Source organism: Janthinobacterium sp. SUN100 (genome assembly GCF_030397705.1).
Classification (GTDB): Bacteria; Pseudomonadota; Gammaproteobacteria; order Burkholderiales; family Burkholderiaceae_D; genus Janthinobacterium; species Janthinobacterium kumbetense.
In genome coordinates this window covers 48,818-72,646 of the sequence record NZ_JAPUBU010000007.1, presented here as the reverse complement: position 1 = coordinate 72,646, position 23,829 = coordinate 48,818, and the positions used below count along the sequence as shown (strand labels likewise).

Here is a 23,829-nt window from a genome sequence, read left to right as displayed (position 1 = left end):
TCGGTGAGGGTGTTTATTAGGCTAAGTATATGATTTTAAAAGTATTTATGGATCCCTGGCGCGCTCGTCGCGGCGAGGGTATCTGGACCTCGTGAGTAGCAGCAGATGTCACTTTTTTTTCGTGCTAAGTGATTGATTGTTTGAAATACATCCGGTGCCAATACAGACTTTGTATGAATGGGAGGTGTCTATGCTGACCGATACAAAATTGAAAAACCTGAAACCAGCAGAGAAAGCCTACAAGGTGCCAGATCGTGATGGCATGTATGCGACGGTGCTCCCCAGTGGCACGATCTCGTTTCGCTATAACTACCGCGTCAATGGCCGGTACGAAACCTTGGTGCTCGGACGCTACGGGGCGGGTGGCTTGAGTTTGCACGAGGCGAGGGAACGCTTGCAGGAAGCGAAGAAAGCGCAATCGGAAGGCAAGTCCCCGTCGCGCCTCAAAGCCCAATCGCGCCATCAGTTGGCCGCTGGAGAACCATTCAGCGTCTGGGCAGAACGTTGGCTAATAAAGTACAAAATGGCGGAGTCGACGCGGGAAATGCGGCGCTCGGTGTATGAACGCGATCTGAAGCGCCCATTTGGCAGTCTCTTGCTGCATGAAATAACGCACAACGAGTTACGTTCCGTATGCGACGCCATCCTCGCACGTGGCGCCCCTGCGACGGCCGTGCACGCGCGCGATATCGTCAAACTGGTCTTCAAGTATGCGGAACAACGGGGACAACAGATAATCAACCCGGCGGATCTGGTTGCTCCCTCATCCATTGCCGTATTTGAACCACGCGACCGCGCGTTGGGGGCCGAAGAGATCGCGCTGTTCTACGAACATATCGAATACGTGCAGTGCGCGCCGACCTTGCGCCTGGCTTGCAAATTACTGTTGCTCACCATGGTGCGCAAATCCGAATTGACGGACGCAACATGGAGTGAGGTGAACTTTACCGATGCTCTATGGACTATTCCGGCCCGACGTATGAAGCGCCGCAACCCCCACAATGTCTATCTGTCGCGCCAGGCGTTGGATATGTTCGTTGCGTTGCGTACCTGTGCTGGCACATCCGATTATATTTTGCCATCGCGATATGACCCTGATGTGCCGATGAATGGTGCTTCGCTCAATCGCATCCTGGTGTCAGTCTGCGCCACGGCACGAGACTGTGGGAAACAACTGGCCGATTTTTCGCCGCACGATTTGCGGCGAACAGCATCGACCCTGCTGCACGAAGCCAGCTACAACACCGATTGGATCGAAAAATGTCTTGCCCACGAGCAGAGGGGCGTGCGAGCCGTGTACAACAAGGCTGAGTATTCGGTGCAGCGCCGAACCATGCTGCAGGAGTGGGCAGACATGATCGACGCCTGGACAAAGCTGAAAGAGTGAGAGACTACCTGAGCGCTTTGCGTTGCACAGGCTGTGCTTGCGGCACCGCTGGCAGGCGTGCCGCCGCTTGCTGTTCTGCGATCCAGGCGTCCACTTCCTTGAGGTCCCAGGCGACCAAACGCGAGGTGATGCTAAAGCGCCGTGGAAACTGCCCTCGTTTTTCAAGGTTCAGGATGGTCCGCTCGCATAGCGGCACCTTTTGCAAAAGCTGGCGGCGTTTAATGAGGACCCGGCCAGGTATCCTGAGGTCGCTCTCGGTAAGCGTACGTGCTGCGCGGGGTGATCGGCTGGCTTTCTGAGCAGCCTGACGCTGGCGCTTGATGCCGCCGATAATTGCCCGCTGACCAAAGGCTGGATACACCGAGGGGGCAAAGGGCGATTGGTTCGAAGGGGGATTGTATTTCATGATGAACTGTCTCCATGACCGATGACGGATGATCCTGAGCCATGGTGGCTGCGCTGATCGTGGTCATCAAGTTGAAAACAGGCATATTTTGGTAGCATTTCACGGCAATTGATGGATGCTGTAGCGGCGGCCGTCAGTGGCGTGTAGCCGATCGGTCGTGATCATGTGGGAAAGCGTTGGAATGTGAATGGCCTATGAGACTTTTCCGCCGCTCCGGTCCCTTGAGAAGTGTCTGTATCCGCTGAGTACCTGTTACCTCTCTACGACGATGGTGCCGGCAGCGTAGCCCGGAACAGTAGAGATGGGCGGTCCGCTGGACGGTTTTCAGCGTAGGTACGAACATTTCTTCGAACAGCTGGAGCGTGCCGGCGCAGGACGTCCACTGGATACATACCGGCGCCTGTAGGGCAGTGATGTCAATCGCGATGCAATGGCTTAATCCGCAGATTTCCCGCTCTTCCTCAGACAACGCTCCGCACACCAGCAGAGCCTTGTCGTGGGCATGGCACCACTTGATCAGTTGCCGGACATCCTTCGGGGCGAACCTCGATGCCTGCTCGATCACGATCATTGCAATGCCGTTGTGTATCAGGGGTGTGTCCAGGGGAGACATACAGGCGGTCCCTGGGGCCATGCGATAGGCCGGCCCAAACGCGGTTTCCATCGCAGCGATACACCATGCCTGGGTCACAGGCAGTTCACTGCAGAGCATCATTTTTATGCACATGGCTTCCTCCGTACCGGCGCAGTGGTTTTAGTCTCCCTATCCGCGATGCGGGTAGCAAGGCTTATTAAGCCTGTCAGGGGCTCGCGGACGCCTCTTCGCTCATCTCCGTGGCAGCATCGCTCAAAACGCTCTCAGGGGCCGCATTGGGCTCTGGGGCGCCTGATTGTTGAGGTGCTCCGTTGAACGATGTGTGCATGGCGGATCCCTCTCCAGGGGATGGATGGCTGTTCGTTGTGGTGGCTTTGCGTTCGGATACGGGCAGGGCATTGATGCGTTTGAGCAGGCCCAGGGACAGCGCGCGCGTGGTTGCGGTCACTGCACGCACGGTTTTCTTGATCTGCGATTTTTCGGTAATGAGCTGGCTTGTCGAGAGTGCCTCGTCAATGCACAGGGTTTCGAGCATGGGCATGAGCTGGTCGACTTTGCTGATCAATTCCAGTAATCGCCGGCCGAACATGGAAAATACTTTCGCTTCGATGGCAAGAGGTTCGATGTCATAGCTGGCCAAGTCCGTGATGCCATGTTGATGGCACAGTTTCTCGAAGGTGACGATACTCTGGTTGGCCAAGGCAATGCGCGCGTCAAGCATGGTGCGCAATTCCTGTTCTACTTTATCGACATCCTCGGCTGGTAATTTCATCCTGGCAAAGACGGAAATAAAATGGAAACTCGCTTGTGAGACGTAGAAGCATCGCAAGTACAAACGCTTGCCTTCCGGACTGGCGAGCGTGATATTGACCTTGCGGCTGGCAGATTCGACACGCGTCAGATCGGCGGCGGCCTCCTTGGCCAGCAACTTCCTGTTGGCTTCGCCGTGATCACGCGTGACGATCAAATGGGTGGGAGCTGGGTGGTTCATGATGATGTCCTTGAAAATGCCCATGGGGCTACATGACATGGTGGACTCGCCATCATGCTGATTCAAGAGGAATGCACGGAGCTTTGGAAGCGTATTTGCGGGTACTGCGCTCGCTAGTGTGGGCGGCCGATAATCGCATTGAGGCGTACGCAACCGGGGTTCCCACCGCAGGTGACTTTGCTGATGGCATTTTTCGTCGAACCTGTGTTGACAGGCAGGTGAGGGCGGCCTAAAGTCAGTACATCATCGCAGCAGCTAGCCCTGCATCGTCCGGCAAGCCTGTCAATTGCGCCCAGCGCGCCGCAGCACCGATTGGATCGTCTCCTGTTTCCAGGCCCGGCGACCGTGTTTCTGAAGAACGAGAGTGTTTTGACGCGCCGCGTGCACCGCGCCGTTACGTCAAAACACTTTGCATGCGTTTTCAGGACGGTAGCTGGCATCCCCGCCGAAACGGCATCAGCCGTCAGTATCAAGCCAGTCAATTGAAGTTCCGGTGCGTCGTAGCAACCGGATGATCTATTTCCCCCTTTGGGACGATGCATCCCGAGAGGGAGTTGCCTTGTCCCTTTTTTTGTGCGAGGCAATCATGAGCAGATATCAGATCAACTATTGTCGCGTCCCCCAGGATAGGGACGCTTCTTTCCATCCTGGCGTGCCGCGCGCACCTGCGAACAAGGTATCCGCGCGCGAGACGAATGATGACGCGATTGAATTTTCAGAAGAGGAGTTGGTGGCATTGCACTGGTGGCTATTACGCAAAGTAAGTCTGCTCAGCGACCCGCGCACGCCCCTGGACGAGAAGTTTGAACTGGTTCGTTGGGTGTTCACGGATCCGGTTCGGGATACGCAGCCGTTTTCCTTCGTCAATTGTATGAAGGTGGTAAGTGGCAGTCCGTTGTCGCAGCTACCATTCATCGGCGCTATTGATGCGCAGGAGGTGCGCGATTGGATTGGTTCCCAGTTGTGCTGTTGGTTTCTGAGTTCGCTGCAGGACTACCCCGAGTGGGCCCGCCAAGCGGTACTGGCAAAGCCAGACTGGATTTCCGACAATTTATTCAAGAACCCGCAGTGGATGAATGAGCAGATCAAGCTCCATCAATCCGATCTTTTTACATCGCTGGGTGCAGCAAAAGATGAGGATTGCTTGCGTGGACATGTCGGTAAGTCTGGACGCCAGGTAAATACGAAGGGAGGGCGCCATGCTTGATGCCTTCATTGCCGCTGCATTCCCTTCCGTTCGCTTCTGTCGGGTGCGGGACATCGATGAATTGATTTTCAGAATCAAGGAAAGCGAGATTGTTGTGGGGAAGGCAGGTCGGGTTTTTTACCTCGGTCAAGAACTGCGGTTAATACGCTTGTCCTTAGTGCCGGGCGGTTTTCAGGTCGATCCCCAGCGTGGACGTCCGGACAGAAGAGCGATGTCCTTCACTGTAAATGAACTGCTGTCTGGGGAAGTTGGCGTTGCCATGGATCAGGGGTGGCTGTTTGCACGCCGCGTAACGTACCCGTGCGAAGGCAATTTTTCTTGGGGCCTGACATGGGGAGGTCAACATGACCAGAAACGAGGAAGAATTTAACGCGCATTTTCAGCGGGTTAAGCAGCGCGCGTTTGGACGGTGGACGGAAATTCTGCTGGCGCTGGGCGTGGATGCGAAAGTGCTCAATCAACGTAATCAGCCATGTCCCTTGGGTGATTGCGGTGGCACTGACCGGTTTCAATACACGGACAAATTTGGCCACGGCAACTATATTTGCCGTGGCTGCGGCGCCGGTGGCGGATTCAAATTGTTGATGGGCTGCTTAGGGCTGAGTGCTGTTGATGCACTTGGCAAAGTGGACAGCTACCTGGGTATGCGTGCGCCGAGGCCACCGATCTCGCTCGCGCAGGATTCACGTGCCGAACGCGATGGTCTGATTCGGAAGATTCTGGCTGAAACGATGCCAGTGATGCCAGGAGATGAGGTGGACAGGTATCTGCGGAACCGGGGCGTGAACCTGGAACGCTACCCGTCGACGCTGCGCATGCATCCTGCGTTGGGTTACTACGAGCGTCATTTGGTTACGGGTAAACCTGTTGTGGTGCGCCGCTACCCTGCCATGGTGGCCTGTGTGCAGGATAAGAGTGGTCACACGGTGTCGTTGCATCGGACATATTTGAGCAATGGCGAGAAGGCCCGCGAATGCGCAGTCAAGAAGTTACTGTGCGCTGGCATCGATGGCGCTGCCATTCGTCTGGCGCCATCCACAGACGAATTGGCGGTGTGTGAGGGTATCGAGACAGCGCTGGCGGTCATGAAACGTTCGCATCAGCCAGTGTGGGCGGGGGTGAGTGCCGGGAACCTGGAAAAGCTATGGATTCCGGAAACAGTCAAACGCCTGCGCATTTACGCTGACAACGATGCGCACGCATTTTTTGATGGCCAGGCCGCAGCCTATAGCCTCGCGCGTCGCTACCTGAAATCCCATGCACGGCGGGCAGGGCGATCGGCCGAGGTGTTTGTGCCGAAGTCGGCTGGCGCCGATTGGGCAGAGGTGCTATTGAAAATTTCACACCGCACTTGTCGTGCGGCGTGAGGTGCAGAGAGCAAAACAGTGAATCTGGCGCGGTGGCCGGTTGGTCGCCGCATGTTGGCGCAATGCTGCGCCCACGTGGAATCGAGTACATTCCGCGTGCTTGACCCTGCGGGGATGCGCTCCCGCCAGGGAGTTGCATCGCCCGCTTTTTTCATGGAGGTTGTGATGAAAACAGGACGTCATTTGGATCAAATTATCGTCGAACTTGAGCGGCAGGCCGTACTTAAGAAGGACATGATTGTGCCGGCAACGAAGCTGGTGAGTGAGACGACAGCGGCAGGGCAATGCAATCTGGTGATTGATGAACCCTGCGGCAAGAAGCGATACCTGATGAACGAGTTTACCTGCGCGCAGCTGGCCAGGAAACTGGATATACCGTTGTTGTACTTTAAACGCATGCGTTTGTTTGATACCGAACTGCTCGATGACAACGTCAATGCGTGGCTCAGAATCAATGTCGCCGATAGTTATATGGTACGGACCATGGCGGGGCGGGCTAGGGCATTCTTGTCATCGCGCTTCCGTCGGCTCGACAATATCGACTTGGCCGACAGCATTTTGCCGATCTTGCTTAAACTGCCGGGCGCTCGTTTTGAGTCGGTGGAGCTGACTGAAACCAAGATGTATTTGAAGGTGGTCAGTGCCGAGGTGACCCATGAGATCGCGCCAGGAGACGTGTTGCAGGCCGGCGTCGTGGTCAGCAATTCGGAGATCGGGGTGGGACGGCTGCGTGTGGAGCCGTTGATTTATCGCCTGAAATGTAGCAACGGGCTCATCGCTTGTGAGCGCTCGATGCGGAAAAACCATGCTGGGCGTTTGCTGGAGTGTGGCGATGACGTTATTCTGCAAGATGACACAGTGGAGGCCGAAGATCGCGCGATCTTTCTGAAAGCGCGGGACATGGTGCAGACCGCTGTGTCGGAGACAACCTTTCAACTGATATCGGACAAGATGCGCAAGACCATGGGCATCACATTGACGGGTGATCCGGTGAAGGCTGTGGAGGTGTTGGCGAATCGCTTCGTATTGAACGAGGCGGAGCGAGCAGGGGTATTGCGCCATTTCATTGCGGAACACCAAATGAACGGTTACGGCTTGCTCAATGCGGTGACAGGCTACTCGCAGGAAGTGGATGACTATGATCGTGCCACTGAGTTCGAGGAGATCGGTGGAAAGATGTTGGAGTTGTCGGGTAGGGAATGGCAACAGATCGTCGAAGCTGCATAAGTTGGTCGTGGCATGGTTGAAAAATCCCCGGGGGCATCTTTTCGCCACCGGGGAGTGGTATTAATCGCCTGCGGAGCACCGCATATTGCTGTCACACCCTAGATCGATGTCGTGTTCATCTGTGGAACAGAATTTGATCCCCTATAAGTGTTTTTAAATCAAAGGACTGAAGGGGGGGCGTCTTGGACGGTAGATGATTACTGCGCTGCTTCAAGTAACGCGCTGCGATATGATTTTTTCAATGACATGAATGCTGTTGGACATAGGGTTTCAGCTGCTTTGAAGGTTTTAGCACAGTAGTTTGGCTTGTCGCTCTCTAGCAGCGCTGCGCCGCTATCTAGCACTGTGAGCGTTGGACCGAAATGGATTCCCTTGCTCAGCTCACTCAAAGCACCTAGCTGATCCGAATTGCCCTGCATGATACAAGCCATCACTCCGAATTCCTGTAGTTTTCGAAGCTCTGCTGACATGTCATCGCAGTGCAAGTCCATCGTGCCAAGATCATAAAGAACGGCACTATATGCGACCTGAAGATCCACATTTAGAGCCCTGTTGTTGTATAGAATTGCTACTAGCCCAATGGGAAGAATGACGACTGCGCCTGCTAGTTGGAAGATCGGGTTCGTCAGGGATTCAATGATGCCTGAATACCAAGCAAGAACGGCATATGCGGTTGCCAGAGCAATTGCAAGTGCAGCGATTAACTGTCCATGCCAGAGTGCGGTTCCTGTAGAAATAAGACCAATAATAAGTAAAACCGAAGATACGACGCTGTGCATGTGTTCTCAATTAGATGGATTATTGCAAGATATTGAATGGACGTTAGCTGCCAATCGGGCCGCAGATTGTGATGTCAGAGGGTCGAAAAATTCAGTACATTTTTGACGCGCCCGACGATTTTTAACGTGTTTGCGACTTTGGCCATTTTTACCGTGGTTGGTTTGTAGCGCGTGTTCTCGCAGCGTAGGAGGAGTCCCTCGCCCACCGCGATCTCTACGTGTCTCACAAGCACCTTTTCCTGATACTCAAGTACGTAGATACCATTGATATCTATTTCGTGGACACACGCATCAAAGAAATACAAGGATCCTTCCGGGATTAATGGGGCCATATCGTCGCCACGCATTAGGCCCGCTAAGTCGTTGTCATTGAGCAAGGCTGCCTGTACCAGTAAATGGCCGATCCAGTCAAAGGGCGGGGCCGCTTGGCCATACACTTGTTGGCGCACGCCAGGCGTTAATTGTTGCCGTGGGAAAGGGATGCGATGCGACGTTAATCCCAAGATCCAGTTCGCATCCATGTCGAACTGCAGGCAGACAATGGCGAGCGATTTGAGATCGGGCAGACCTGGTTTTTCTTGATCGATCCAGCGCGCCACTGTTTGCAGCGCCCGGCCGGTAATCTGGCTCAGGAAGTGTTCGCGTTGTCCTGGATGTATCCCCCGTCTGTCGAGTTCTGCAATGAGCCGTTGCCGGACACCAGGGACGATATCAATGTCAAGTTCGCGGACGGCCTCTCTGGTAAGCGGGATGTTATTGCTTATTGTCACGATTTTTGTCTCCAGGCCGGGGTAAAGTGAGAGACCTTTGTTTGTTTGTAGATTATTTGTAGCAGTTGTTACAGGCGTATTTTTATGGGGCAGAGCTTGATTTTAGAGCGAGAATCGGATTTCCTCCAGTGAAAGTTTGCCAAAGTACATATAAATATTTTGATTCGATTAGCAGTTGCTATTGACCTTTGAAATTTTGCGGAGTAGTCTTTTTTTAATGTGCTATTGCCTTCGTGCGTAGTCGGCTTACCCATGACTTCGCTATTCAGTTGGCCGACCTGGCAGATTTGCACAGCGGAAACCGGATTAATGACCACGCCCCGCCATCGCGGGGCAAAGCGGGGTGGACCATGGAAGACGCGATTCGATATACGGAAGTGCAGTACCTCAACTTGAATTACTTACTCACTATCCAGGTGGGTCTGAAGCATGATCCCCTGGCCACTTGCTGTACCTTTCACCTCGACACAGCCTCAGCCGAGACGCTTGCTGCAATGAGCGTGGACTCATTGCAGCTGCTGGCCGCGAGCATGTCGCACGAAAGTCTGTTTAAGCCAATAGGTAATTTTAAAACTCTCCTTGAAACACCGCCCGTATTGGCCATGACGTTGTGCCGGGTCGGCGCTGTGGATCAGGATGCATCCTGTGGACCATCGCGTGCCGGCCAGACAACTGCGGCCCGTGTGCGCGTTGCATAGGTGACGTATGGCGTACGAACATGCTGAGCGACACATTCAGGCCCTACAGCTCGCCAAATCCTGCGTCGAACACGGTGCGCGTATGAAAACCGTCGCTTATTTGACTGGATTGAGTGGGTCTCTGTTGCGGGAATATTTTTATAATGACCGGCCAGCCACCGGTGGTCGATGGCCCAGTTCGCAGGATTGGTACCATATGGCGACACTGGTGCAGCGTGCTGAGGCGTCACTGATTGCTAGTATTTTTCAGTTCTTGCGCACACAGCACGCCTGTTCGGCACGCAAGGCCTTGGTCTGCGCCTACAAGATGTATCGAGAGCGGTGGAGTGGCCGTTCCAGCATCTCGTTTGACCGTGCTTTCGAGCTGATCGCGAGCGTGGAGGGCATTTGGACCCACCATTCATCGCAATTGACTCTGCACACCTGCCCTCGGTGCCGCTGCCGTTATCTGATTGCACTCGGGGATACATCGGCGGACCACTCCGGGTGTGTGTTCTGCAAGCTCATCAAACGCTATGCCACTGATTCCCGTATTCAATCGAGCTTTGCTGGCAAACCTGACCTGCGTCTGGCCGTAAAGCAAAATTAGTCATTGAATGGATTGTTCAGAGTTTTCTTGTCGTTCTTTATTGCCGAGTTAAAAAGGGCTTTGATGGTCAGGTAAAACGGAATCTCCGCCTCGCTGTCGTTCTGTCTAGCCCACGCCTATCACCGCCGCGCCAGCACATGTCCTTGTCCGGCCAAATTGAGCAGCGAACCCCGCGCCTTCAGCGCCGCGTTGCACTCCGTCCAGTTGGTCCTTCGATACTTCGGTTTGCCAGGTGCGCACATGCCGACAGTTTACCCGAGCCGCGATTCAGGCGTCGCTGGCGGAAATTTGTGCAACAGAGCCACGACGAAGTGCCCGCCCTGATCGCTAGGCTGGAACTGTGCCTGGCGCAATCGCGATTGCAAGCCGATGCTGGCCCATTCGCCCAGGGTAAGAATCAGGCCAAACTAGGCCGGACGTAGTGCGACGCCGTCGAAGAGGGCGTCGATCAGCTGGTCGGCGTGCAGTTCCGCCTGTTGCGCCGTCATCGAGTCGATGCCGTAGATGCCTTTGAGCAGGTTCATCGACGATTGCACGGAGGTCAGCATGCCGGTCATCATGATGCTGCCAAACTCGACAGGATAGCGCTTGAGCAGTCCCTGTTCCTGGCACTCGAGGATCAGCGCGTCGAGCCGGGCGTGGAAGGGCTTCATGTACGTGGCGATGATCCAGTCCAGCCTGGGGCCACCCTGGGCCACTTCCTTGAAGACCAGCGCATGCGCGGCCGGGTGCAGCACATTGATCACGGCAAACGTCTTCAGCTGCGCCTTCAAGTGCGTCAGCGGGTCGGCCGACGCCAGCGTCCGGTCCACCGTGCGGGAAAACTCTTCCGCTTCCGCATACGCGCCCGCCACGACGGCACGCCACAACCCCTCCTTGCTGCCGAAGTGGTAATTCAACAGCGGCTGCTTGACGCCGGCCCGCTGCGCGATCGACAGCACCGACGCGCCTTCATAGCCCTTCTGCGAAAACTCGATCTCGGCCGCCTGTATCAGCCTCTGCTTGCCATTCGCTTCTGGCGCCGCCGCCGGCGGCGTGCCGGCATTGAAGAGCGGGGTTCGCCAGGCAGGGGCGGCTGGTGTGGATTGCTTGTCGTCTGCTGTCATATTTTTCATTCAAGGTCGCGCCGCCGGATTGTTCTGCCCGGTTTCCATTTCATTCTGTCGCGCAGCCGCAACGCTGCCCACTTGCGCGCCATTATACGGCGCGCGCGCCGTGCGCCGTCGTCCGATGCGTGCCGCGTAATTGCTGTTGACTTCAAACTTATAACTATATAAGCTTCGCTGATACTTATATAAATTGACGTGGCGGACGCAGCGCCATGACAGGAGACAGACATGCAAGAAACAGACGTACCGGTGCTCATCGTGGGCGCCGGCCCTATCGGCATGCTCATGGCCGCCTTGCTGGCGGACCGGGGCATCGCCTCTCTGATCGTGGAGCAGCGCGACGATCTGCACCTGGCGCCGCAGGCCCATGTCATCAACAGCCGCACGCTGGAAATTCTCGCGGAAATCGGCATCGGCGACGACGAGCTGGCCAGCATCGCCACGCATGCGGATGGCGCCAGCCATGTGACGTGGCGCCGCACCCTGGCCGGCGGCGACCTGGCCAGCATCGATATCGGCGGCCCCGCATATGCGGCGAAGCTGGCGCGCTCCAGCGGCAAGGTCACGCGCAATATCCCGCAGCACCAGCTGGAGCGCCTGCTCTTCCAGCACCTGTCGCGGCGCGTGCCGTGCCGCACGGCGTTCGGCCACACCTGGCTGGGCGCGCAGCACGGCGAGGATCACGCCATCTCGCGCCTGAAGGATGGCGCCACGGGCAAGGAGTACCGCGTGCGCAGCAACTGGATCATCGCCGCCGATGGCGCCGGCAGCCGCGTGCGGCGCGAGTGCGGCATCGCGATGGAGGGGCAGACGGACCTGGCCAACCTGATCACCATCAATTTCGAGGGCGATATCCGCCATCTGGTGCAAGACCGGCCGTCGATCCTGTTCTGGATCATGTCGGCCCGCTGTCCCGGTACGTTCATCGTGCACGACGCGGCCCGCTATTCGGTGTTCATGACGCCGTATTTCCCCGCCTGCGAATCGCCGCGCGACTATCCCGTCGAGCGCTGCGAGCGCATCGTGCGCGCCGCGCTGGGCGACGACGCCATGCCGCTGCGGGTCACCTCCACTTCCAGCTGGACCATGCAGTCGCACACGGCGCAACGCTATGCGCAAGGCCGGGTTTTCCTCGTGGGCGATGCTGCACACCGCTTTCCGCCGACGGGTGGCCTGGGCCTGAACACGGGCGCGGCCGATGCGCATAACCTGGCTTGGAAGCTGGCGCTGGTCATCCAGGGCAAGGCGGGGCAGGCGCTGCTGCAGACCTACGAAGAGGAACGGCGGCCGGTGGCACTGGCCAATGGCCAGGCCAGCACGGTGAATCACTACAAGATGCGCGAAGTGAGCGATGCCCTGGGCTTGAACATGGACCATTTACCGCGTCTGGCCAGGCTGCGCGCCAGCCTGGTGGCGCGCAGCCTGCCGCGCGCCGTGCGCAGCGGCGTCAAGCGGCTGCTGGTAGCTCCCATCGAGGCGCGCACGGACAAGGTGCAACTGGCTGCTGGCGGCCGGCATGCGCGGCAACGGCAGCGGGTGCAGCAGGCGGCGGAAAACCAGTTCGCCCATTTCAATACGATCGGGCTGGATCTGGGCTACCTATATCGCAGCGCTGCCGTGCGCGGGGACGGCAGCCGCGCGCCGCAGGCCGGCGATCCGGTGCTGGAGCACCTGCCGTCGTTCCATCCCGGCGCGCGCTTTCCCCACTTTCATCTGGCGGCGCCCGCCGGCGTGAAACTGTCGTCGCACAGCCTGCTCGGCGGTGAACGCTTCGTATTGGCGGGCATGGGTTGCCACGCAGGCACCGCGCATGACCTGGCGCGCCAGGCCGCCGCCGCGCTGGGCGTGGCGTTGCACGGGGCCGATCTCGACGCGCTCGTGCATCCGGACGACGTTAGCCGCCTGGCCGGCTTCAACCAGCAGCAGCCGGATGGCCTGTTTCTCGTGCGCCCGGACGGCCATGTCGCGTGGCGCCATGCGCACGCGGATCTGCCGCACGCGGATGACTTGATCGGCATCTTTGCCAGCCTGTTCCATCTTGGTCTGCCCGCCCGGGCGGCCGCTCTTCACTGAAGGTATCACCGTGATTTCAACTCAAACAGATAGCCACCGCGCGCGCGGCGGCGAAACGGCGCCCGTCGCCATCGTCGGCGCCGGCACGGCCGGCTCCGTGCTGGCGCTGCTGCTGGCCCAATATGGCATCCGCAGCGTGCTGGTGGAGCGCGGCACGCAAGCCGACCCGCATCCGCGCGGCAACGTCTGGTCGATACGCTCGATGGAAGTACTGCGTTCGATCGCGCCGGAGCTGGCGGACGATTTCCGGGAAGCGAGCGCGCCGCCGCTCAAGCTGCGGTACATCACCTGGTGCACCTCGCTGGCCGGCGTGGACCTGGGCCGCTGCGTGCCGCTCGGCGATCCCGCCCACACGGCGGCCTTGCTGGCATGCAGCCCGTGCCGTCCCTTGCACCTGTCGCAGAATGTGGCCGATCCTATCCTGCGTGCGCAAGTGCTGGCGCAGCCGCTGATCGAATTTCTGCCCGGGCATGCGCTGGTCGCGCTGTCGCAGGAAGCGCAAGCGGCCACGCTGACCCTGGCGCACCGCGCCAGCGGCACGACGAGCCGGCGCGCGGCGCGCTACGTGATCGGCGCCGATGGCGCTGCCAGCGCCACGCGCGAGGCGCTGGGCATCGCCTCGGCGACGACGCCCTTGCAGGCGGTGGCGCAGATACATTTCCGGGCAAATCTGGCGCACCTGACGTCGGCCCGTCCCAGTCCCCTGTACTGGATACTCAACGCCGACGTGGCCGGCGCGCTGTCCGCGCACAAGGCCGACGACAGCGAATGGGTGCTCAGCTGCGCCGTGCTGCCGCCGCACGTGGCGGCCGCCGACATCGGCGATGCGCAGGCGCTGGCCATGGTGCGCGCGGCCATCGGCGACGCCGGGGTGCCGGTGGAACTGATGTCGGTGCGCCCGTGGAACATGGAATTGCGCCGCGCGGCGACGCTGCGGCGCGGTCGCGCGCTGCTGATCGGCGACGCGGCGGCCGGCTTTTCCGCCATCGGCGGCTTCGGCATGAACCACGGCATCCAGGATGCGGCCAGCCTGGCCTGGCGCCTGGCGCTGCTGCTGCGCGCCGGCGATGCGACCGCCTTGCGCGACGTCTTGCTGGACAGTTATGTCAGGGAGCGCCAGCAGAGTATCGACGACCATGCGCGCCGCACGCGCGAGCTGTCCGGCCTGTCGGACCAGGTGATGGGCGCGGCGGGCCTCGATCCCGCGGGACTGGGCAAGCTGGCCGCGCTGTCGGCATCGGCCCCCGTGCGCCTGCTGCCGCGCGCGCTGGCGCGTAAGCTGATCGGCGGCTTGCTGTCGGGCGGCCTGAAACCGCTGGCCAGGCTGGCCGAGGTGTCGGACGACGGCGCCGCATTGCGCGCCCGCGTGCGGCGCGCCATCGACAGGCAGCGCGAAGTGTTCGTCACGCTGGGCATGGACCTGGGTCACGCGCTGTCCTGCGGTTTTGTCTGCCGCGAGCCGCATCCGCATCCCCGTTCGCCGAACGAACATACCGAGTACTGGCCCACCACCAGCCCTGGCGGCCTGATTCCCCACGCGTGGAGCGGGCAGCGCGGCAGCGACGTTTCCACGCGCGACCTGGCGCGCCAGCAGCCGCTGACCCTGCTGGTGCAGGCGTCGCAACAGGCTGCATGGCTGGCCGCACTCGATGCCGTCAATGCGCAATGGGGCATACGCGTCGCCTGTCCCCGCGTCGACGACAGCGACGCGGCCCAGTTCCGCCTCGCCGCGCCAGCCTTTGCGCAGGCGCTGGAAATGGAGCCGGACGGCGCGCTGCTGGTGCGCGGCGACGGCGTGGTGGTGTGGCGCAGCCGCCGCCGCTGCGCCGCGCCCGCGCAAGCGCTGGCGGACGTCTTTGCCACCCTGTTTTCCCACAATAACTACCAATCCTGATGCGCAGGACAGACCCCACCAAGGAGACACCATGAGCCATACCATGCAGCAATTCCCGATTCCCTGTCCCGACCCGCAGGCGCGCCAGCCGGCCAAGCTCGCGCACATCGTGCTGGCCTCGCGCCATTTCGAGGAAACCATCGACTGGTGGGCCGTCGTGCTGGGCGCGCGCATCATGTTCCGCAACGAGCTGCTGTGCTTTCTGTCGTATGACGAGGAACACCACCGCCTGGCCCTGATCAATACGGCCAATTTCAGTGCGAAGCGGCGCGAAAGCACGGGTCTCGACCACGTGGCGTTCACCTACGCCTCGCTCGACGACCTGCTGCACACCTACGAGCGCCTGAAGAAGATCGATATCGCGCCCGTCTGGTGCATCAACCATGGGCCGACGACGTCGATGTATTTCCGCGACCCGGACGGCGTGCAGGTGGAGCTGCAGGTAGATAACTTCTCCAGCCAGGAAGAACTCGACGTGTGGTTTCACTCGGGGGCCTTTGAAAAGAACGCCATCGGCGTGGAATTCGATCCCGATTACCTGCTGGAGCGTTACCGCCAGGGCGAGGCGGAGCAGGTCTTGCTCGGCGCGGGCAACGTCGTCAGCCGCCGTTTCGTCACGCTGCCATGAGGCTGTGCACCTTTTCCGCGCCAGGCGTCGAGCGCCATGCGGGCGTCGCGCTCGACGGGAACCGCCTGCTCGACATCACGGCCCTGCATGCGGCCGATGCGCGCTTTGCCAGCCTGCTGGCCATCATCGAACACGAGGCGGCCACCTTGCCCGCCATTCGGGCCAGCCTGGGCCGTCTGACCGAGGCGGTCGTCAGCGCGCACATCCGCGCCGTGCATGCCGTGACGCTGGAACTGCCCTTGCAGCCGCCGCAAATCCGCTGTTTCAGCGTCTACGCCCAGCATCTGAAGAATGCCTTCGGCCAGATACTCAAGCGCAGGAAGAATCCATTCATATCGCTGCTGTTGCGCGCCCTGTTCAAGATTCCGCCGTCCTTTTACGCCGCGCCCGCGTATTACAAGGGCGTGCGCCTGAACCTGTCCGGGCCGGGCGACACGATTGCGCCGCCATCGTCCGGCCCCATGCTCGACTACGAGGCGGAACTGGGCGTGGTCATCGGCCTTGGCGGCAAGAATATCGCGGCCGGCCAGGCGATGCGGCATGTGTTCGGCTACCTGATCTTCAATGACTTTTCCGAACGTTCGCAACTGATGAAGGAAATGGGTTCACGGCCCAGCGCGGGACCGGCCAAGGGCAAGGACTTCGATGGCAGCAACAGCCTGGGTGCCTGGCTGGTGACGCGCGACGAGATCGCCGACCCGCACGCGCTGCAGGTGACGGTCAGCGTGAATGGCGAATTGCGGGGCAGCGGCACGACGGCCTCGATGAGCCACAGGATAGAACGCATCGTCGAGTACGCGTCGTGGAACGAGACCTTGCAGGCGGGGGAATTGCTGGCCACGGGCTGCGTGCCCAACTGCGCGGGCATCGAGCAGTGGCGCTTCCTGGCGGCCGGCGACCGGGTCGAGGTGGCCATCGACGGGCTGGGATCGCTGACGAACCTCATTGGCAAACAGGAAGGAGGGCGGTAGGCGCAGGCGTTTCAGGAAGAGTGGCATCCAAAACTATAAATAACGGAGACTTGCATGCAAACGAAACATCTGGCCATCGCGATGGCCGGCGCGCTCGCGCACACCCTGGCCCAGGCGGACAATGGCTTTTTCCAGGTCGGCTATGGCGCCGAGGCGCGCGGCGTCGGCGGCGCGGCGGCGGCCGCCGCGCGCGAAGTGCTGGGCGGCGCCAGCAATCCCGCCACCACCATATGGATCGAGGGGAGCGGCGAACGCCTGGAAGCGGGCATGGCCATCATCCAGGGCAGGACGCGCATGTCGCGCAGCACGTCCGCCGCGCCCCTGCTCGACACGCACACGGACAGCGAGCGGGCTTTCGAACCCGTGGGTGAATTCGCCTACGGCACCTTGATCAGTCCCGCGCTGTCGGCCAGCGTGGTGGCGTATGCGAATGGCGCGTCGACCTTCTTGCCGGCGTCGACCACGGCCTGTCCCGGCACGACGGGCAATGCCATGTGCGGTACGGGCAGGACGGGCGTCAGCATCCGCCAGCTGATCGTCGCGCCCACCGTGTCGGCGAAGGTGGCGCCGGGCGTATCGCTGGGCGCCTCGCTGCTGCTGGTGGGGCAGCTGTTCAAGGCGGAAGGCTTGCAGATGCTGGCCGCCTCGTCGCAGTCGCCGGAGCGGGTCAGCAACCAGGGCACGGCGACGGCCCACGGACTGGGGCTGCGCCTGGGCGCCTACTGGCGCGCCGGCGATCGGCTGGGCCTGGGCGCTTCCTGGTCGCCCCGCGTGCGCATGAGCGAGTTCGGGAAGTACCGGGGCTTGCTGGCCGACGCGGGACGCTTCGACGTGCCGGAAAACTATCTGCTCGGCCTGTCGCTGGCGGCCACGCCGCAGCTGTCGCTGTTGGTCGATTACCAGCGCATCAATTACAAGGGCGTGGCGGCGCTGGCGAACCGGCCTTTTGACGGCGGCAATCCGTTCGGCAGCGCGGGCGGTGCCGGCAACGGCTGGGAAAACATGGATGTCTACAAGGGCGGCGTGCGTTACCAGGCCACGCCGCGCCTGCACCTGTCGGCTGGCATGTCGTACAACACGGCCGCATTCGCCAGCGCCAGCACCTCGGCCAACATCAATTCGCCATCCACGTTCCGCCGCCATTACACACTGGGTGCCGGCTATGCGGGCGGCGGCGCGCAGTGGTCCGCGTATTACCTGTATGCGCCGCAGGACGCGCGCAGCGGTCCCTCCGCGCTGGCCACCGCCATGGGCTTCGCCGGCCGGGAAAGCATCGGCACGCACCAGCAGATCATCGGCCTGCAATACAGCCAAGGCTATTGATTATCCCTCTTGACCTTCCATTGACCACCTTGAAAATCCGGATCCCATGAACGCTCGCATCACACCACAAGCCGAGGCCCAGCCCACGTCCCTCGATGACCGCTTCCTGCTGGAAAAGGGGCAAGTCTATCTGACCGGTAACCAGGCGCTGGTGCGCATCGCGCTGGACCAGCGCCGCCTCGACGCCGCCCGGGGCAAGAACACGGCCGGCTTCATTTCCGGCTACCGCGGCTCGCCGTTGGGCCGCTTCGACATGGAGCTGTGGCGCGTCGCGCCCGTCCTGAAGGCGGCGAATATCCACTTCCAGCCCGGCGTGAATGAAGACCTGGCTGCCACGGCCGTCTGGGGCAGCCAGTTCGTCGGCAGTTTTCCCGGCGCCAGGGTCGACGGCGTGTTCGGCATCTGGTATGGCAAGAGCCCCGGCGTGGACCGCGCCGGCGATCCGCTCAAGCATGGCAACCTGGCCGGCACCTCGCCGCTGGGCGGCGTGCTGGTGCTGGCGGGCGACGACCATAGCGCGAAGTCGTCCACCACGGCGCACCAGTCGGACTTTGCGCTGATCGCGGCCGGCATTCCCGTGCTGTATCCGGCGAACGTGCAGGATATCCTCGATTTCAGCCTGCGCGGCATTGAAATGTCGCGACAGACGGGGTGCTGGGTGGGCATCAAGCTGGTGACCGATGTGGTGGAATCGGCGGCGGAAGTGACGGTGGGCCAGCTGGCGCCGCTGTCCCAGCCCGCGCCGGCCGCGGCCACGCCGGGCACTTCCCTGCACATCCGCCCATTCGAAATGGCGCCTGCGGCGGAAGAGCGGCTGTACGTGCATAAGCTGCCGGCCGTCGTGGCGTTTGCCCGGATGGCGGGCCTGAACCAGCTCGTGTGGCCGGCCCAGCAGGCGCGCGTGGGCATCATCACGGCCGGCAAGTCGTATGCCGACACCATGCAGGCGCTCGCGCGCCTGGGCGTCACCGCGGACGGGCCTTCCGGGCAGCGCCTGCGCCTGCTGAAGATCGGTATGGTGTGGCCGCTGGAAGACCAGATCGTGCGCGACTTTGCGCAAGGGCTGGAAACCATACTGGTGGTCGAGGAAAAGCGCCCGCTGCTCGAAGCCCAGCTCAAATCGATCCTGTTCGACGCGCGCCTGTCGCCGCCGCCCCTGGTGCGGGGGAAATTCGACGGTGCGCCGGAATGGTCGGACTTGCGGGGACGGCCGGAATTGCCCATCTGCTACGAACTCAACACGGGGCAGATCAGCGCCGCCATCGCGAAACTGCTGGGGATGGCCGTGACGGCCGGGAGCGCGCCCGCCTGCCAGGCGCCGGCCGGCGCCGTGCCGCTGCGCAAGCCGAGTTTTTGCGCCGGCTGTCCGCACAATATCTCGACCCGGCTGCCGCAGGAAAGCCGGGCGCTGGCGGGCATCGGCTGCCATACCATCGCCATGCTGAACGACCCCCTGAAAACCAATACGGTATCGCACATGGGCGGCGAGGGCGTGATGTGGATGGGACAGGCGCCGTTCACGGACGAGGAACATGTGTTTGCCAACATGGGTGACGGCACGTATTTCCACTCCGGCTATCTGGCGATTCGCCAGGCCGTGGCGGCCAACTTGCGGATGACCTACAAATTGCTGTTCAACGGCTTCGTTTCGATGACGGGAGGCCAGCCCATCGATGGCGACATCAGCGTCGACAAGGCGGTGGCGCAGCTGCAGGCCGAAGGCGTGCGCAAGATCGTCATCGTCACGGACGACGTGGCCGCGTATGCGCAGCGCCGCCAGGCGCTGAACGTGCCCATATGGGACCGCACTGCGATGGAACGCGTGCAGCAGGAGCTGCGCGCCTATCCCGGCTTGTCCGTGCTGATCTACGACCAGGCCTGCGCGACGGAAAAGCGCCGCCTGCGCAAGCGCGGCCAGCTGCCCGATCCCCAGGTGCTCACCTATATCGACCCGGACGTGTGCGAAGGCTGCGGCGACTGCGGCGAACAGTCGGGCTGCCTGGCGATCGAACCGCTGGATACGCCGCTGGGGCGCAAGCGCAAGATCAATCAATCGTCGTGCAACAAGGATCTGTCGTGCGTGCAGGGTTTTTGCCCCAGCTTCGTCACCCTGCACGGCGCGACCTTGCGCAAGGCGGGTGGCGCGGCGGCGCTGGCGATTCCACCGCTGCCGGGCCCCGTCATCGCCGACCGCTTCGAGCCGGTGTCGCTGCTCGTCGCGGGCATCGGCGGCACGGGCGTCGTGACGATCGGCGCCGTGCTGACGATGGCGGCCCACCTGGATGGTAAGGCGGGCAGTTCGCTGGACTTGACGGGCATTTCGCAGAAATACGGCGCGGTGGCGTCGCACATCCGCCTGGCGCCCACCGCCGGCGAGCTGCATGCGGCGCGCATCGGCGAGCATGAAGCCGATGTGCTGCTGGGCTGCGACCTGATCGTGGCGGCCGGCGTCGAGGCCATGTCGCGCCTGCGTCCGGGCGTGGCCAGGGCCATCGTGAATACGGAAGTGGTGCCGACCAGCGATTTTACGCGCCAGCCCGACTGGTCCGCCGATGCGGACAGCCTGGCGCAAGGCATGCGTAGCGTGCTGGGCGAGCGTGCGCATTTCGTCGATGCCTCGGCGCTGGCACAGGCGCTGCTGGGCGACGCCATCCTGTCGAACATGCTTTTGCTGGGGTGTGCCTGGCAACAGGGCTTGCTGCCCGTGAAGCTGGACGCGATGCGCCGGGCGATAGAATTGAACGGCGTGGCCGTCAAGGTCAACTTGCGCGCGTTCGACGTGGGCCGCTGGCTGATCCACGACCCGGCCGCCGTGCGGCGGCAAGTGCTGCCGGCCCAACAAGTCCATTTCGCGCGGGTCCAGCAACTGAGCTTGCCCGCGCTGATCGAAGACCGTTGCGCCAGGCTGCAGGCGTACCAGGATGCCGGGCTGGCCGCAGCCTATCGCGAGCGGATGCAGGGCTTGCGCGCAGCACTGGGCCAGGAACCGGCGTCGGAACAGATCCTGCGCCAGGCCGCCACGCAGTATTTTCGCGTGCTGGCCGTCAAGGACGAATTCGAGGTGGCGCGATTGTACAGCCGCAAGGAGTTCCGCCAGTCGCTGGCCGGCAGTTTCGAGGGCGACTTCCTGGTCCGCTTCCACCTGGCGGGCGGGCCGTTCGGCAAGACGGATGCGGCCACGGGACAGGCGCGCAAGACAGCCGTGGGCGCCTGGGTGTTGCCCGCCTTCCGTTTGCTGGCCAGCTTGCGTTTCCTGCGCGGCGGGAAGCTCGACCCGTTTGCGCGCGGCGCGGAAGCGGCCTTGAACCGGCGCGTCCGCAGCCTGTATGAAGACGACCTGGCGCGCATCGCGCAAGGGCGGGATAGCGGCGGGCAGATGCTGGAACTGGCTTCCTGGCCCGAGGGCATACGCGGTTACGGTCATGTGCGCGCACGCCTGGCCGACGGTGCGCTGGCCAGGCGCGCCGGCATTGCGGTATGCTCCCCGCTGACAGCTGTTCAGCCTACCTTGTAACGGACTCATGATGCCAATTTCCCTGCCTTCCTTGACTTCCCTCGCCAGCGTCGGCGACTTGCTGGCCCTTGAGGCTGCCCGCGATTTGCCGCTCGATGGCGTCGCCAATACCTATGACTTGCTGCGGCGGGGCGCGGCGCTTGCTCCCGATGCGCCGGCGCTGTCCTTTTTCATGCGCGCGCAGGACTATGCGCAACCGCATGTCTGGAGCCATGCCGAGAACCTGGGGCAGATCACGCGCGCGGCCAATATGTTCCGCAAGCTGGGCCTGGAGCGGGGTGCGCTGGTCGCCTTCATCCTGCCGAATCTGCCGGAAACCCACTGGACGATCTGGGGCGGAGAAACGGCCGGCGTCGTGATGGCGATCAATCCCATGCTGGAAGCCGGCACCATCGGGCAACTGCTGCAGGCCGCGCAGCCGCGGCTGGTGGTGACCGTGGCACCGGCCAGCGGCCAGGATCTGTGGGACAAGGTGGCGCAAGCCGTTGCCGGCATCGCCAGCCTGCAAGCCATCGTGGCCGTGTCGACCGAGCATTATGGGACGGCGGCGCAGGACGCGGGCGAGGCCACGCCGCTGCTGGTCGACTTGCCCGTGCACGATTTCCACAGCCTGCTGATGCGCGAAAGCGCGCGGCAGCTCGATTTCGCCGCACCGGCACTGGATGATGTCGCTTCCTGCTTCTGCACGGGCGGCACGACCGGCATGCCGAAGATCGCCGTGCGCACCCATCTGACGGAAGTGGCCAATGCGCTGCAGGTGACGGCCGTGATCGGCGACGCGCTGATGGGCCCGGGCGACACCATGTTTTGCGGCTTGCCCCTGTTTCACGTGAATGCGCAGCTGGTGACGGGCTTGTCGAGCTGGAGCCACGGCGGCCACGTGCTGCTGGCCACGCCGCAAGGCTACCGCGCGCCGCAGCTCATTTCCCTGTTCTGGGAAATCGTCGCGCACCACCGGGTGGTGGCATTTTCGGGCGTGCCGACGATTTATGCGGCGCTGCTGCAGGCGCCCAGCGCGGGACTGGATTTGTCTTGCGTCAAACTCGGCATCTGCGGCGCGGCGCCCATGCCGCAGGAGCTGTTCAAGCGCTTCATGGACACCTTCGGCATCCGCATTGGTGAAGGCTATGGCTTGACGGAAGGCGGTTGCGTATCGACCCTGAACATCCCGGGCGGCGACTACCGCTATGGCTCGATCGGCCTGCGCCTGCCGTGGCAGGGCGTGCGCATCGCCATCCTCGATGCGCATGGCGGCCATGTGCGCGACGCGGCGGCGGACGAAGTAGGCGCCTTGCTGATCCGCGGCCCGAATCTGTTCAAGGGCTACCTCGATCCCGTGCACAACCGGGGCATCTGGGTGACGTGCCCGGACGGGGAGGGCATGCAGCAGGACTGGTTCAACACGGGCGATCTGGGCCGCATGGAGGCGGATGGCCATGTCTGGCTGGCTGGCCGGACCAAGGAATTGATCATCCGCGGCGGCCACAATATCGATCCGAAGTGGATCGAAGAGCCGTTGTGCCGCCATCCGGCGGTGGCGCTGGCCGCCGCCGTGGGACGGCCCGATGCCTATGCGGGCGAGCTGCCCGTCGCGTATGTTCAGCTGCACCCGGGCGCGACGGCTACGCCGGAGCAGCTGCAGCAATTTGCGCTGGAGCATATACCGGAACGGGCTGCATTGCCCAAGACTATCCATATCATGGCGGCATTGCCGACCACGACGGTGGGGAAGATCTTCAAGCCCGACTTGCTGCGGCGCGAAATATTGTCCGTCGTGCAGGCGGAGGCCAGCGCCCTGCAGCTCGAACTGCTGACGCTGGAAGCGCGCGCCGATGAGCGGCATGGCACCGTCATCGAATGGAGCGCGGCGGGCGACACGACGGCGTTCCAGGCCGCGCTGGCGCGCTACACCTTCCAGCACCGGTCACGGGCGCTCTAGAATAGGCGAAAGCGGACGTACACGGCGATCCGGGATAAAACGAAGACGGTGTTTCTACAGGGAAGTCCTTTCGGAATCAGTATTGTAGAGCGATAAGCTCCGGTCCAATATCGCGGCTCACCTTTCGGTACATCTAACATCACCAAAAAGGTGGTTTGCTACGTATTAATGACCAAACCGTGTTGAGCACTGCCTTGTTCGTGCTCCGAGCTTGGCTTATTTGCCTACTGCGCGAGCTCGGGTGTAGGCGCGGCATGCCCTGCTGGCGGCGGCTATAGGAACGTATATCAGCCAGGATCCGGCAGGGGCGTTGCATCGGTGAATTCATCGTCATAATGTCGATGAATGATCGCAGTAAAGGC

At 61.6% G+C, this 23,829-nt stretch carries 18 protein-coding genes and 1 pseudogene; 13 read left to right on the top strand and 6 right to left on the bottom strand.

Annotated elements, in window-relative coordinates:
• Positions 1–190 precede the first annotated feature (190 nt).
• Complete coding sequence (locus tag O0881_RS27220; RefSeq protein WP_289913800.1) at positions 191–1,387, top strand: site-specific integrase; 1,197 nt, start codon at positions 191–193, stop codon at positions 1,385–1,387.
• Between the two features lie 4 nt (positions 1,388–1,391).
• Here the strand turns inward: O0881_RS27220 and O0881_RS29260 are convergent, their stop codons facing one another.
• Entirely contained in the window at positions 1,392–1,628 is a 237-nt protein-coding gene (locus O0881_RS29260) for an AlpA family phage regulatory protein (RefSeq protein ID WP_354670232.1), read from the bottom strand.
• 965 nt (positions 1,629–2,593) lie between these two features.
• The gene (locus O0881_RS27210) at positions 2,594–3,379 is read right to left on the bottom strand and encodes a DUF1845 domain-containing protein (RefSeq protein ID WP_289913798.1); all 786 of its coding nucleotides are present in this window, start codon (positions 3,377–3,379) and stop codon (positions 2,594–2,596) included.
• Positions 3,380–3,965: 586 nt separating this feature from the next.
• Between O0881_RS27210 and O0881_RS27205 the strand changes: the two genes are divergently transcribed.
• From O0881_RS27205 to O0881_RS27190, 4 genes are all read left to right on the top strand, one after another.
• A complete protein-coding gene (locus tag O0881_RS27205) occupies positions 3,966–4,586 on the top strand; it encodes a hypothetical protein (protein ID WP_289913797.1) in 621 nt (206 codons plus the stop codon).
• A complete protein-coding gene (locus O0881_RS27200; RefSeq protein ID WP_289913796.1) occupies positions 4,579–4,956 on the top strand; it encodes a hypothetical protein in 378 nt (125 codons plus the stop codon). The genes O0881_RS27205 and O0881_RS27200 overlap by 8 nt, the downstream gene beginning before the upstream one ends.
• Positions 4,931–5,953, top strand: a complete 1,023-nt coding sequence (locus O0881_RS27195; protein WP_289913795.1) for a toprim domain-containing protein — start codon at positions 4,931–4,933, stop codon at positions 5,951–5,953. Before O0881_RS27200 ends, O0881_RS27195 begins: the two co-directional genes overlap by 26 nt.
• Positions 5,954–6,118: 165 nt before the next feature.
• Positions 6,119–7,180: a DUF932 domain-containing protein gene (locus O0881_RS27190; RefSeq protein ID WP_289913794.1), complete on the top strand. Its 1,062-nt coding sequence runs from the start codon at positions 6,119–6,121 to the stop codon at positions 7,178–7,180.
• A 197-nt stretch (positions 7,181–7,377) separates the two neighbouring features.
• On the opposite strand, the gene O0881_RS27185 is transcribed toward O0881_RS27190, so the two are convergent.
• Complete coding sequence (locus tag O0881_RS27185) at positions 7,378–7,959, bottom strand: hypothetical protein (RefSeq protein ID WP_289913793.1); 582 nt, start codon at positions 7,957–7,959, stop codon at positions 7,378–7,380.
• Between the two features lie 74 nt (positions 7,960–8,033).
• A complete protein-coding gene (locus O0881_RS27180) occupies positions 8,034–8,729 on the bottom strand; it encodes a S24 family peptidase (RefSeq protein WP_289913792.1) in 696 nt (231 codons plus the stop codon).
• A gap of 705 nt (positions 8,730–9,434) precedes the next feature.
• On the opposite strand from O0881_RS27180, the gene O0881_RS27175 reads away from it, so the two are divergent.
• On the top strand, positions 9,435–10,016 hold the full coding sequence (locus O0881_RS27175; RefSeq protein WP_289913791.1) for a FlhC family transcriptional regulator: 582 nt from the start codon (positions 9,435–9,437) through the stop codon (positions 10,014–10,016).
• Positions 10,017–10,066: 50 nt separating this feature from the next.
• Here the strand turns inward: O0881_RS27175 and O0881_RS27170 are convergent.
• Both O0881_RS27170 and O0881_RS27165 read right to left on the bottom strand, forming a co-directional pair.
• Positions 10,067–10,258: pseudogene (locus O0881_RS27170) on the bottom strand (IS5/IS1182 family transposase); the annotation flags it as partial.
• A gap of 165 nt (positions 10,259–10,423) precedes the next feature.
• Positions 10,424–11,122 (bottom strand): TetR/AcrR family transcriptional regulator, encoded by a 699-nt coding sequence (locus tag O0881_RS27165; protein ID WP_289913789.1) that lies wholly within the window; start codon positions 11,120–11,122, stop codon positions 10,424–10,426.
• A 231-nt stretch (positions 11,123–11,353) separates the two neighbouring features.
• Between O0881_RS27165 and O0881_RS27160 the strand changes: the two genes are divergently transcribed.
• From O0881_RS27160 to O0881_RS27130, 7 genes are read left to right on the top strand one after another with little or no spacing between them, the layout of a single operon-like run.
• Entirely contained in the window at positions 11,354–13,198 is a 1,845-nt protein-coding gene (locus O0881_RS27160) for an FAD-dependent monooxygenase (RefSeq protein WP_289913788.1), read from the top strand.
• Between the two features lie 10 nt (positions 13,199–13,208).
• On the top strand, positions 13,209–15,092 hold the full coding sequence (locus O0881_RS27155) for an FAD-dependent monooxygenase (RefSeq protein ID WP_289913786.1): 1,884 nt from the start codon (positions 13,209–13,211) through the stop codon (positions 15,090–15,092).
• A 31-nt stretch (positions 15,093–15,123) separates the two neighbouring features.
• Complete coding sequence (locus O0881_RS27150; protein ID WP_289913785.1) at positions 15,124–15,720, top strand: VOC family protein; 597 nt, start codon at positions 15,124–15,126, stop codon at positions 15,718–15,720.
• Positions 15,717–16,691: a fumarylacetoacetate hydrolase family protein gene (locus tag O0881_RS27145; protein ID WP_289913784.1), complete on the top strand. Its 975-nt coding sequence runs from the start codon at positions 15,717–15,719 to the stop codon at positions 16,689–16,691. The genes O0881_RS27150 and O0881_RS27145 overlap by 4 nt, the downstream gene beginning before the upstream one ends.
• 54 nt (positions 16,692–16,745) lie before the next feature.
• Positions 16,746–18,014 (top strand): outer membrane protein transport protein, encoded by a 1,269-nt coding sequence (locus O0881_RS27140; protein ID WP_289913783.1) that lies wholly within the window; start codon positions 16,746–16,748, stop codon positions 18,012–18,014.
• 46 nt (positions 18,015–18,060) lie between these two features.
• The gene (locus O0881_RS27135) at positions 18,061–21,528 is read left to right on the top strand and encodes an indolepyruvate ferredoxin oxidoreductase family protein (protein ID WP_289913782.1); all 3,468 of its coding nucleotides are present in this window, start codon (positions 18,061–18,063) and stop codon (positions 21,526–21,528) included.
• 7 nt (positions 21,529–21,535) lie between these two features.
• Positions 21,536–23,467 carry an acyl-CoA synthetase gene (locus O0881_RS27130; protein WP_289913780.1) on the top strand — a complete coding sequence of 644 codons (1,932 nt, stop codon included), beginning with the start codon at positions 21,536–21,538 and terminating at the stop codon, positions 23,465–23,467.
• Positions 23,468–23,829 lie beyond the last annotated feature (362 nt).